Below are 12,392 nucleotides of genomic sequence, written 5' to 3'. Positions count from 1 at the left end.
AGTTGATAATTCTATATAATGTATATCAGTTGACAAAATGAAATCGTTCCAGTATATATCATTTTTATTATAAATTGGAATTCTTTATTTTATAAGTTTATATGTTATAATTAATTTAAATAGTATAAATTAGGAATAAAAAATGATAAGTTTTGATAATATAAAATTATTAATATTCGATATGGACGGTACTTTAATAGACAGTGCTAATTTACATTACTATTCATACAGCAACGCTTTTAAAGAATACGGCATAGAATTAGACAAAGATTATTATTACAATAAATGTTTCGGTCTACATTATAAAACATTCACAAATAATATTTTAAAATTAAATAATAAACTTACAGATGATGAAAATAAAAATAATGAACTTATAAAAAAAATACATAATAGAAAAGAAAATATATATTTACAAAATTTGAATATGGTTAATATCCACCCTCTGATGTTGGAAATATTAATTGAAAGTAAAAAAAAATCTAAATATACAGCTTTAGCAACAACTTCCTCTCCAAAAGGAGTTTATGCCATATTAAAAGAATTCAATCTTGAAAAATTATTTGATTTAATATTAACAGGAAACGACATAAAAAATAAAAAGCCTCACCCAGAAATATTTTTTAAATGTATAAATCATTTTAATGTAAAAGAAAAAGAAAGCATTATATTTGAAGACAGCGAAGTAGGACTTGAGGCTGCCAATCAAACTAATGCTTGGGTTATAAAAGTAGAAAAGTGGGCGAAGATTTAAGTTATAATAGACTTGTTTCAAAACTACTTGACAAGATTATCTATGAAATTATATAATTTTTAAAATTATAAATATTACGTTTTACATGTATCACAAATTGTTATTTTAGTATATAAATATGCAGTCTTTCGCGACTGCGGGCTGTGCCTGCTTCTTTGTGCCACACCACGGGCGGACAGCGTCCAAAAGAAGTGGGGGGTGCGGCACGACTGTGTGCTTCGTAGGGCTAGTCCCCGCAACTATAAATAAAAATAGTTTTGAAACAAGTATAATATTTTTTAAAAAATTTACTAAAAAATTATTTTTTGTATTTGTTTATAAACTTCTCAACTAAATCAAACATGTCTTTAGTCCAAAACTGCCAATCTCCATGGTCAGCATCTTTAAGTGCATAAAACTCATATACTCTGTTTTCTTTTTTTAATTTGTCAGCTAAAATTTTACTTTGACTAAAAGGAACAACACTATCAGCAGTTCCATGTGCCAAAAATATAGGGGGCATATTAGTAACTTTTGAAATCTCATAATAAGGGCTTATTCTTTTAGCCTCTTCTGGAAAGTCATAAACATTTTTTCTGCCAATTAAAATACCTTCTGGACTATCGGCATCTCCAGTAGTTGAGCCTAAAGGATCATTTCTCATTTCAAGCAAATCGGTAGGAGGATAATAAGCTATTATTGCATTAATACTTGTTATTGTATTGTCATTTTCATTTAAAGGTATTGCTGTAAATAATGCGGTATGTGCTCCTGAAGAATCACCCCAAACGAATATATTATTAGTATCTACATTATACTTATCAGCATTATTTATCATAAAGTTAATAGCATCTCTAGTGTCTTCAATCTGTGCTGGAAAAACGGCAATGTCGCTTGGTCTGTACTCTACTATTGCTGCAACATAGCCTCTTCTAGCAAAATCTGCCATTGCTGCTACATTTCTATATACATTCTGTTTTTTCCATGCTGAACCTTTTATTTCGATTATTAGCGGATATCTTGCATTAGTATCAACTTTAAGAAGTCTTGGAACAAATATCTGAAGAGTTAAATCTATATTATCTTTACTTGCATAAACAACATCAGGATTATAATCAATATTATATGTAATATTTTTTTGTTCAAATATTATGCTTCCATCTTCATTTGTTGACATTGTAAAATTATTCATATCATTTTCCTTGTTTGAATTAGCATTATTGCATGAAATAATAATAGAAAAAACAATAATCATTAAAATAAATATATTTTTCATTTTTACTCCTTAATATGTAAGACAATACGTGTATATAAAGATATAATATAATTAATAATAAAAAAATCAACAATAAATTCTGCTTGTAAGATTATAAAAAATAAATTATTATTGATATATGAATAATTACAATATAAAAAAAATAGCTATACTCCACCCTACATTCGGATATAATGGCGGAGCTGAAAATGTAATATTATCAAGTGTCGAGTATTGGCATAGCATAGGTATAGAAACAGTAATTTATACTTACAGATTAAGAGATAATGCACCAGATTATATAAAGCAAATAAAAACAGATATTACATTAAACCCTTTTGTATTTAATAAAACATCCAAATTTTTAGCTAATGAATTAAAAAACTATGATGCAGTTTTAATACATAATTTCCCAGCTACAATATTTTTCGGACTTGCATATGATTATGCTAAAAAAAATAATATAAAATTACCTAAAAGTTTTTGGTACTGCCATGAACCAAGTGTAAGGCTTTACGGATATGATGATGAAAGCTATAAAAGACTTCAAAAAACTTTGGATATAATAGCAAGATACACTATGCATTTAGACAGACTTGGAGTAAGCAAAATAGATTATATAATATCAAACAGTATCAGAACTAAAGAAGGTATTAAAAGAGTTTATAATAGAGAGGCTGAAGTTATATACCCATGCATTACATCAAATATTGATTTTATGGAGATAAAAAAAAGCGAACATTTTTTATATATAGGGAGAATAGAAAAGCCAAAAAATATAGAAAATGCATTATCAGCTTTTAAAATATTATTAGAAAATATTGAAGATAAAAATTTGAAATTTATTATAGCTGGAAAAGGAAGGTATGAAAAATATTTAAAAAACTTTGTAAAAAAAATTAATTTAGAAGAAAATATAATATTTAAAGGTTTCGTATCAGAGGAAGAAAAAAAAGAATTATTAAACAAAAGCTACGCTCTAGTAATGCCAGCTATAAATGAACCATTCGGACTTACAGTTATAGAGGCATTATACTGTTCCTGCATATCGATAATATCAAATAAATCTGGAGTTTATGAGGCTGTTAAGGACTATTCTATAAGCTGTAATATGGAAAATATAGAAGAAATTTATAATGCCATGTTACTTTCATATAAAGATAAAGGCATAAAAGAAAAATTTTTAGAATTATCAAAGCCATCAATACATAATTTCACAGTATCATCATACAGTGAAAATATAATAAAATACATTGTAAAGTACTTGTAATATTTTCAATATGTATTATAGTTATAATTCACTACTCATTATAAAAAAATAGTTATAATTAATTAGGAGATTTTATGAGAAATTATACATCTATACCTAGTGCTTTTTTTGAAACAGTACAAAACATGCCGCAAAGTCCTGCATATAGATATAGAAATAATAATGATGAAAAAGTTACAATTACATATAAAAAACTTTATGATAAAGTAAATGCAATAGCCAAAGCATTTGAAGTAAAAGGATTGGCACAAAAACATGTTGCTATATTTTCTGAAAACAGAATAGAATGGTTTGTATCCGATATGGCACTATTGGCATTAGGTTCTGCTGATGTACCTAGAGGTATAGATTCAACTTCTGATGAGTTAAACTACATAATAGAACACAGTGAAGCTCAAGCCGTACTTGTAGAAAATAAATATGTATTTGAAAAAATAAAAAAACATCATAAAGATTTATCATTAATAGTTTTGCTTGACAGTTCTATGCATGACCCAGAAAATAATATATATGCATTTGATAAATTTGAAGAACTTGGAGAAGAACATTTAAAAGGCGATGAAGAGTTTGCTATAAAAAAAGCAGCCAAATTAACAAATGAAAGCACTGCAACTATAATATATACTTCTGGTACAACTGGAAAACCTAAAGGTGTAATACTCACTCATGGAAATATACTTCATAATGTTAGAGTGCTCCCAGATATAATAAAATTAAAAGCAGGTGAAAAACTTTTAACTATTCTTCCTATATGGCATATCTATGAAAGAACAATATCATATGTAACTGCTATAATAGGCTGTTTTACTGCTATAACAAATAAGAGATATTTAAAAAATGATTTCACAGAAGAAAAACCAGATATATTTATTTCAGTACCAGCTATATGGGTTAATATATATAACACTGTGATGAAAAATATAGACAGAAAGAATGCATTTCTAAAGAAGTTTCTTAAGTTTATAATAAATAGGTCTATAAGCTATATAAGAAGTGTAAGGTATCAGAATAATTTAGTTTATCTTCTTGGAGATGAAAAAAGAGAGGATAAAAAAGCAGAATATAGTATAGGAATGTTTGACCCTATATTTCATAAAATGGCTAAAAAAATGGTATACAGCAAAATAATGGAATTAACAGGAGGAAAGATACGCCTTACAATATCAGGAGGCGGTGCATTACCTATGTATATTGAAGATTTTGTTGAGGCAGTAGGTATAAACCTAGTAGTCGGCTGGGGAATAACTGAAACTTCTCCAGTAGTTACATTAAGATCTCCGTACAAAAATTACAGAGGAACATGCGGGGCTCCTATACCAGAAGTAAAAATTGAAATTAGAGATAAAGACGGTAATTCATGCAAAGACGGAGTTATGGGAGTTTGCTGGATTAAAGGACCTAATATATTTAAAGAATATTATAAAGACCCAGAATTAACAGCACAGGCAAAAATAGATGATTTCTTCAATTCTGGCGATTTGGGAACATATACTCAGGAAGGAGAAATAGTTTTAACAGGAAGGGCTAAAGAAACTATTGTTCTTCTTACTGGAGAAAATGTAGAGCCTCAGCCTATAGAAAATAAAGCTATGGAATCAAGCTATATATCGCAGATAATGCTTGTAGGTCAGGATAAAGCATCTACTGGGGCAATAGTAGTTATTAATAAAGAAAATATTAAATATCATTTTGATAAAGAAAAGATTGCCTACGATGAAAAAAATCTTGCATCATCAAAAGAAGTTTATAAACTCATAAGAGAAGAATTAGACAGACTTATAAACTATAAAAATGGTTTCAGACCTTATGAAGCTATAGCAAAAATTATCATAACTGATGAAGAATTTACTATTGAAAACGGACTTCTTACACAGTCGCTTAAAATAAAAAGAGCCAATGTTACAGAAGCATACAAAGATAAAATAGAGGCTCTATATGAGAAAAAATTATAATAATATAAAATATTTTTAATTTAGTATGATACTATTATCATGCTAAATTAAATCTGTATATACTTCTTAATTATTTTTTAATTTGAAATATTCTATTGATTTAATAAGTTCATTAGCCTCATTTAATAATGATTCTGATGCGGAAGTAGCTTCAGTAACTAAAGAAGCATTTTTCTGTAAGGCTGCGTCCATATTATTAATAGTTATATTTATTTGTTCTATGCCTCTTTCCTGTTCCTGAGCTGCTGTATTTATTCTTTCCATCAAAGAAGAAGCATTATCCATCTTTTCAGATATTTCCATAAATATGTCTTTTGACTCTTTAACACTCTCTGCCGCCAAATGAATTTTTTCATTACTATCATTGATTAATGAAGTAATATTTTTTACTGATTCCTGAGTATTCTGTGCTAGGTTTCTTACTTCGCTTGCCACTACAGCAAAACCTCTGCCCTGCTCTCCTGCACGTGCTGCCTCTACAGAAGCATTTAAGGCTAATATATTAGTTTGAAAAGCTATGCCTTCTATAAGTTTGGTAATATCCATAATTTTATTGCTTGCCTCATAAACATCATCCATTTTGCTTACACTGTCCTCTACTATTTCACCTGCTTTATTCAAATGATCTTTAGCCTCTGATACCATAGCAGTGCTTGATGCAACATTTTCTGCAGACTCTTTAATAGCACTAGCCATCTCATTCATTGATGCTGCAGTCTCTTCCAAACTTGAAGCCTGAGATTCTGTTCTTTCAGATAAATCATTATTCCCCATTAAAACCTGATTCGCTGCTGTAGAAACTTGCTCCGCTGAGTTTTTTACAGTATGAATAATTTTGTTAAAATTGTTCATAGATTTATCCCAGCCTCTTGCTATATCACCCCATTCATCTTTTCTTTTATCAAATCCTTTAGGCATAGACACAGTCAAATCTCCATTAGACATATCTAAAATATCTCTAGCCAAAGAATTAATAATATCAGACACTTTTTTCTTGATAATAAATGGTATAAATACAGCAAATATAATAATAATCAGTGCCAATATAACAATAAGAGAATTTCTCATAATGATACTGTCTTTCAATATTATATCTTTAGGGGCTGCTAATTCTAATCCCCAATATACCCCTTTTGATATTTCTATAGGAGTAAAAGCATAAGTAAAATGTTTTTTTCCGCTTTCACCATATGCTTCTATTATTGAAAACTTTCCAGACTGTATATTTTCAAATATATTATATCGTTTGTAATGAGGATATACTTCATAAATGTTTTTTGAAATATCATTTTTATTAAGCGTATCATATACTAAATATCCGTTCTGATCATAAAGCATTATTAAAGTACCTTCAAAAGGTGCAATATCTTTAATCAAAGAAGTAACAGAATCCACAAATATATCAACATAAATAACACCTATAAATTTATTATTTGGTTTGATAGGTATGCATAATGTAAAAAGTACTGTTCCAACATTAACTGTAGAATTATAAACTCCAGATACATATATATCTCCAGTTCTTTTAGGTTCCGTGTAATAATCCACATTAAAAGTATCTATTGATAAATATGCTTCTCCATTTCTTGATATATAATAATTAAATCTGCCGTTAGCAGCTCTATATTCTGAATTTGTATAGTCTGAATCATTATCTAAAGCATTAGGTTCAAAAGCTATTGAAAGACCATTTATATCATCAGGAAGGCTACTAAAAAATACTGAAGTTAATTGTTTATAAGTTTCTCTTTCTCTTATTCCTCTATTATAGATGTTTTCTATATTAATTTTAAGCCCCATTACATTATATAAATTATTATTGATGGTATATTTTATACTATTTGCCTCTTTTAAAGAAGTCTCTTCTAGTACTTTATAAGACAGCCTTTTACTTATATTTCCACTGTATATTGTTATAAATCCGTTTGCTAAAATTATAATTAATATAATTGGAATTAATATTGAAATAGTAATTTGAAATTGTAGACCAACTTTTTTAAACATGATTATCCTGCCTGTACTGCTTAATTACAAATTTAATTTAAAAAAAAGAATTTTACTAATATAACAATCTAAATTAGTAGAAAGATGTTATCACCGAGAAATAAAAAAGTCAATAAAAATTTATAATAAATCAAATTTATTTAACAAAAAATAATATTTACTTAAGAAAAAATCATATTTATTTTATAATAAGAAAAAATACAAAAAAACTCTTGATTTTTTATCATTCTGCTAATAGAATGTACGCATTACAATTTTACAAATAATAACAATTTTATTAAATGGAGAAATAATTATGAGTTTCAGAGAAAATAGTTCTTTAAGAAGCGACAGAGTATTAAAGGGTGATGAAAGAGCACCAAACAGATCATTATTCTATTCTATGGGTTATACAGATGAAGAATTAAAAAGACCTCTGATTGGAATTATTTCTGCATATAGTGAAATTGTACCAGGACATATACATCTTGATAAACTCTCTCAGGCTGTTAAAGCTGGAGTTTTAATAGGAGGAGGTACACCTATACTTATACCTTCAATAGGCGTATGCGATGGTATAGCTATGGGACACTTAGGAATGAAATATTCACTTCCTTCCAGAGAGTTAATAGCTGATTCTGTTGAAAGTATGGTTATAGCACACGGATTAGACGGAGTTGTACTAGTACCTAACTGCGATAAAATAGTACCTGGTATGATAATGGGACTTTTAAGAATGAATATACCTGGTATAGTCATAAGCGGAGGAGCTATGCTGCCAGGTGATCATGGCGATGAGAAAATAAGTTTATCTAATATATTTGAAGCTGTAGGAGCAAAAAAGGCTAATCTTATAAATGATAAAGAATTAGAAGAATATGCACAAAATACATGTCCAAGCTGCGGTTCTTGTGCTGGTATGTACACTGCAAATAGCATGAACTGTCTTTCTGAGGCTTTAGGTATAGCACTTCCCGGAAATGGAACAATACCTGCAGTATATTCTGCGAGAACTTTACTTGCTAAAAAAGCAGGCATACAGGTTATGGAATTATTAAAAAACAATATAAAACCATTGGATATAATAACTCCAGAATCATTTAAAAATGCTCTTGCTGTAGATATGGCATTGGGCTGCTCTACAAACAGTGTACTTCACTTGCTTGCAATAGCTAATGAGGCTGGCATACCAATAGATTTAAAAACTATCAATGAAGTAAGCGACCGCACTCCTAATTTGTGTCATTTAGCACCTGCAGGTCATAACTATATAGAAGATTTATACAAAGCTGGCGGAATACCTGCTGTTATGAAAGAGCTTGATAAAGGCGGATTTATAAATACTTCGCTTCTTACTGCTACTGGTAAAACAATAGCTGAAAATATAAAAGATGCTGTTAATAAAAATAATAATGTTTTAAGAAATATAGAAAACCCTTACAGTAAAACAGGCGGAATTGCTATACTTTGGGGCAATATAGCTAAAGATGGTTGCGTTGTTAAACGTTCTGCTGTTGCTGATGAAATGCTTGTACATAAAGGACCTGCAAGAGTATTTGACAGCGAAGAAGAGGCAATATCTGCTATATATGCTGGAAAAATAAATAAAGGCGATGTTGTAGTTATAAGATATGAAGGACCTAAAGGCGGACCTGGTATGCGTGAAATGCTTAACCCTACTTCTGCTCTTGCTGGTATGAAATTAGATAAAGATGTTGCTTTAATCACTGACGGAAGATTCTCTGGGGCTTCAAGAGGTGCTTCTATAGGGCACGTTTCTCCAGAGGCTGCAAGCGGCGGAGAAATAGCTTTTATAAAAGAAAATGACATCATTAGTATAGACATTCCTAATCATAAAATCAATTTAGAAATCTCTGATGAAGAAATGGAAAAAAGAAGAAAAGAGACTGCTATTAAACCTTTAGAGGAAATTAGAGGCTGGCTTGGAAGATATAGAAAACTTGTTCAGTCTGCTAATACTGGTGCTATATTAAAATAATTTTTAATGAAAACAAATTGATGTTATAGTGTTAAGAGAATAAACTATAACATCAAATAAAAGCACTAATAATCTAAAAGTCATAACAAAAATAATATTACAGACTGCTTGGTTCCTATCTTTTAAGCCAGGATAAAAATTGTTTAGTTTATAGCTGATATAAGCATAGACTAAATTTATTTTAAATAAAAAAAATTTTTATAAGGAGAGAAATATGATTATTAATTGTTAATTTCAATATACTTGTTTCAAAAGTACTTGAAAGATTAAGTATAAAATTATAAACATAATGTTTTACATGTTATATAATTTACTATTTTAGTATATAAATATGCAGTCTTTTTGCTTCTTTGTGCCACGCCACGGGCGGACAGCGTCCAAAAGAAGTGGGGGTGCGGGGGCTAGTCCCCGTAATTATAAATAAAAATAGTTTTGAAACAAGTCTATTATATAATAAAAATAATTTAATGAATTAAAAAACAACTTACTTAAAATTTTAAATAATAATATTAATTAAAAGGATTGAAAAATGAGTACAGAAAATTTATTTTTACCTAATTTCAGTATAGGAAAAGACGCTTATAAAAATATATATGATATATGTTCAAATTATGGAAACAAAGCTGTTATAATATCGGGAAAAAAATCTCTTCAGGCATCAATAGAGCTTATACTACATAATATAAAAGATATAAACATAACTGGAATGCTTCATTACGGAGGAAATTCAACTTTTGAAAATGTTGATTTCCTTAAAGAGAAAAAAGCAGTTATGGAAGCGGATATGATATTTGCTGTAGGAGGCGGAAGAGCATTAGACACATCAAAGGTTTTAGCTGATATGATGAATAAGCCTATATTTACATTTCCAACATTAGCTTCAAACTGTGCTGCTGTAACTTGTTCATCTGTTATATATTATAATGATGGAAGTTTTAGAGAAATGTTTAATTTGAAAAGACCGCCTTTACACACATTTATAAATACTGATGTTATATTAAACTCGCCTGAAAATTATTTTATAGCTGGTATATCAGATGCACTTTCAAAACAGTATAAAGCATTATTATGCACAAGAGATGAAAATTTAAATTATAAAAATTTTTTAGGCATAGAAGTTATAAAAAACTGCTCTAATGATATATTAAAATATTATTCAGAAGCTGTAGATGATTTTAGAAATAAAAAGGTAACAGATGCTCTAAACAGAGTTATACTTCATATAATATACACAGTAGGATTAACATCTATAATGATAAAAGATAATTATCATATGTCTTTACATAATGGATTAACAAAATTAAAAAGAATAGGAGAAAAACTGCTGCATGGTGAATTGGTATCATACGGTATATTACTGCTTCTTACTATGGACAAACAATACGATGCCAGAGAAGATATTTTTAAGTTTAATAAATTCATGTCTCTTCCAACATGCTTAAAAGATATAGGCATAAATAATTTTAGTTTAGAAGATGAAGATTTTAATACAGCATTAGACGGCACACTTGCTCTTGATGACTTAAATATAAGTACATATAAAGCTGATAAAGAAATGATATTAAAAGCTATTATAGATTTAGAAGAGTTCAATAATAGTCAGTACTTAAAATAAAAAATATATGCTTAAACAATGGACTTTAATATTAAAGCCCATTGTTTATTACTAACTCCCAATAATAAAAAATCAATTAATTTAGATATTGCTTTGAAACATTTATTTATTATATCAATTAAAATATTATTCTCTTACTCTATTAGAAGCATTACTTATATTAAGTTTATAAAGTTCATCAATAAATGAAACAGCAAAACTAGCAGGAGCATCTGCTTTTTTTGAGGCCATCTCTCCAGCCTCAGCCATTATACACATAGCAGAAGAAGCAGCAATTAAAGGATTTGACACCGCAAGCATAGCAGCAGTAATTGCAGTAGAAGTACATCCCATACCAGTATTTAATGACATCAAAGGAGAGCCTCCGCTTACATATAAAACTCTGTTTCCGTCTGTTACAATATCAGTTTCACCGCTTATGCTTACAACAGTATTATACTCTTTAGCTAAATGTTTACCAGCCTCCAAAGCCATATTAACATTGGCAGTGCTGTCTACTCCTTTAGTTTTGATACTCTCACCAGCAAGAACCATTATCTCAGAGGCATTTCCTCTTATCACTTGAGGATTATAATTTTTTATTATATCTATAGAAGTTTGGGTTCTAAGTTTTGTAGCACCTGCTCCTACAGGGTCAAGAACAAATGGAACATTTTTTTTATTTGCTATTTTGCATGCACTATGCATAGCCTCTATAGAAATAGAAGTTAATGTTCCGATATTAATAACAAGCGATGAAGCAATAGAAAGCATATCTTCAAACTCTTCCTTTTCAAATGTCATAACTGGAGAAGCTCCAACAGCAAGCAAGGCATTAGCTGTAATTTGCATAACAACATAATTTGTGATGTTATGAACTAATGGGCTTTTAGCTTTCATATCGGTAATTGCTTTAGATATTTCTTCTTGTATCATAATTAATCCTTAAAAATAAAAATTATTAGGAAAACTTTATTGGATTATTTTTAGATGTGCAAAAATGAATTGGTACAAAATATTTCCCTACACTGGCATTATCCAACAGGTTATAAGGGTCTAAGTTTATTATATGAAAATAAAACTTACTCTCAGCCTTTTAAAGCTCCCCTAATTTGAAATACATTATATAATAAAATGATAATTATTTCAAATAGAAATATAATTATTTTTTATTATAATCAAGATAATCAAGCCCTTTTTAAATGCCTCAAACTCATCTTTGTAAACTCAATGATTTCATCTTCTGTCATATTATTAAACCCAAGCCTTTTTTCTTCTTCAAGCATTTTTAATTGTTCTTCTTTTTCTATTTGTATTTTAATTAACTCTCTTTCTTTTAATATTTTTTCTTTTTTTATCAATTCCTCTTTGCTGTAATGTCTTTTGATAGTGTTTTCTCTGTCGCCTTTTATTAAATATATTTTTAAATAACTTAAAAAATCAAGCCATATTGATAAATACAAGCAATAGACCATCACACAACAGCGAATAAGATATTATTTATTGATTTTTTAGAACTTTTTTATATAATATTAATTAGGTAGGATTTTTACAAGAGACATAACGCTATAACAAGTAATTGTTATAGGCAGGCTGTTTAAGTCCT

At 28.8% G+C, this 12,392-nt stretch carries 9 protein-coding genes and 1 riboswitch; of the genes, 5 read left to right on the top strand and 4 right to left on the bottom strand.

The window, feature by feature from the left end; genetic code table 11:
* Positions 1-142 precede the first annotated feature (142 nt).
* Positions 143-754, top strand: coding sequence for an HAD family hydrolase (locus F811_RS0111500; RefSeq protein WP_020005389.1), 612 nt, complete (start codon positions 143-145; stop codon positions 752-754).
* Positions 755-1,052: 298 nt separating this feature from the next.
* Here the strand turns inward: F811_RS0111500 and F811_RS0111495 are convergent, their stop codons facing one another.
* Complete coding sequence (locus F811_RS0111495) at positions 1,053-2,009, bottom strand: alpha/beta hydrolase (protein WP_020005388.1); 957 nt, start codon at positions 2,007-2,009, stop codon at positions 1,053-1,055.
* A 118-nt stretch (positions 2,010-2,127) separates the two neighbouring features.
* On the opposite strand from F811_RS0111495, the gene F811_RS0111490 reads away from it, so the two are divergent.
* Together F811_RS0111490 and F811_RS0111485 are read left to right on the top strand one after the other, a co-directional pair.
* Positions 2,128-3,258, top strand: coding sequence for a glycosyltransferase family 4 protein (locus F811_RS0111490; protein ID WP_020005387.1), 1,131 nt, complete (start codon positions 2,128-2,130; stop codon positions 3,256-3,258).
* A 74-nt stretch (positions 3,259-3,332) separates the two neighbouring features.
* Positions 3,333-5,210 carry an AMP-dependent synthetase/ligase gene (locus F811_RS0111485; protein WP_020005386.1) on the top strand — a complete coding sequence of 626 codons (1,878 nt, stop codon included), beginning with the start codon at positions 3,333-3,335 and terminating at the stop codon, positions 5,208-5,210.
* A gap of 66 nt (positions 5,211-5,276) precedes the next feature.
* Here F811_RS0111485 and F811_RS0111480 read toward each other — a convergent pair whose 3' ends face one another.
* Positions 5,277-7,214 (bottom strand): methyl-accepting chemotaxis protein, encoded by a 1,938-nt coding sequence (locus F811_RS0111480; RefSeq protein WP_020005385.1) that lies wholly within the window; start codon positions 7,212-7,214, stop codon positions 5,277-5,279.
* Positions 7,215-7,509: 295 nt separating this feature from the next.
* Here F811_RS0111480 and ilvD point away from each other — a divergent pair, with 295 nt between their 5' ends.
* On the top strand, positions 7,510-9,192 hold the full coding sequence (gene ilvD, locus F811_RS0111475; protein WP_020005384.1) for a dihydroxy-acid dehydratase: 1,683 nt from the start codon (positions 7,510-7,512) through the stop codon (positions 9,190-9,192).
* A gap of 529 nt (positions 9,193-9,721) precedes the next feature.
* Positions 9,722-10,807 carry an iron-containing alcohol dehydrogenase family protein gene (locus tag F811_RS0111470; RefSeq protein WP_020005383.1) on the top strand — a complete coding sequence of 362 codons (1,086 nt, stop codon included), beginning with the start codon at positions 9,722-9,724 and terminating at the stop codon, positions 10,805-10,807.
* Between the two features lie 126 nt (positions 10,808-10,933).
* On the opposite strand, the gene thiM is transcribed toward F811_RS0111470, so the two are convergent.
* Together thiM and F811_RS0111455 are read right to left on the bottom strand one after the other, a co-directional pair.
* A complete protein-coding gene (gene thiM / locus F811_RS0111465; protein WP_020005382.1) occupies positions 10,934-11,722 on the bottom strand; it encodes a hydroxyethylthiazole kinase in 789 nt (262 codons plus the stop codon).
* A 67-nt stretch (positions 11,723-11,789) separates the two neighbouring features.
* Positions 11,790-11,905, bottom strand: a riboswitch (TPP riboswitch).
* Between the two features lie 68 nt (positions 11,906-11,973).
* Positions 11,974-12,261: a hypothetical protein gene (locus tag F811_RS0111455; RefSeq protein ID WP_245555858.1), complete on the bottom strand. Its 288-nt coding sequence runs from the start codon at positions 12,259-12,261 to the stop codon at positions 11,974-11,976.
* Positions 12,262-12,392 lie beyond the last annotated feature (131 nt).

The organism is Brachyspira innocens ATCC 29796 (genome assembly GCF_000384655.1).
In the GTDB taxonomy this organism is placed as follows: Bacteria; Spirochaetota; Brachyspiria; order Brachyspirales; family Brachyspiraceae; genus Brachyspira; species Brachyspira innocens.
This window is presented reverse-complemented; position numbering and strand designations above follow the sequence as displayed.

What these genes read in the sequence shown, in the direction of transcription:
- F811_RS0111500 (WP_020005389.1), top strand. Translation starts at nt 143, where the DNA reads ATGATAAGTTTTGATAATATAAAATTATTAATATTCGATATGGACGGT.
- F811_RS0111495 (WP_020005388.1), bottom strand. Translation starts at nt 2,009, where the DNA reads ATGAAAAATATATTTATTTTAATGATTATTGTTTTTTCTATTATTATT.
- F811_RS0111490 (WP_020005387.1), top strand. Translation starts at nt 2,128, where the DNA reads ATGAATAATTACAATATAAAAAAAATAGCTATACTCCACCCTACATTC.
- F811_RS0111485 (WP_020005386.1), top strand. Translation starts at nt 3,333, where the DNA reads ATGAGAAATTATACATCTATACCTAGTGCTTTTTTTGAAACAGTACAA.
- F811_RS0111480 (WP_020005385.1), bottom strand. Translation starts at nt 7,214, where the DNA reads ATGTTTAAAAAAGTTGGTCTACAATTTCAAATTACTATTTCAATATTA.
- ilvD (WP_020005384.1), top strand. Translation starts at nt 7,510, where the DNA reads ATGAGTTTCAGAGAAAATAGTTCTTTAAGAAGCGACAGAGTATTAAAG.
- F811_RS0111470 (WP_020005383.1), top strand. Translation starts at nt 9,722, where the DNA reads ATGAGTACAGAAAATTTATTTTTACCTAATTTCAGTATAGGAAAAGAC.
- thiM (WP_020005382.1), bottom strand. Translation starts at nt 11,722, where the DNA reads ATGATACAAGAAGAAATATCTAAAGCAATTACCGATATGAAAGCTAAA.
- F811_RS0111455 (WP_245555858.1), bottom strand. Translation starts at nt 12,261, where the DNA reads ATGGTCTATTGCTTGTATTTATCAATATGGCTTGATTTTTTAAGTTAT.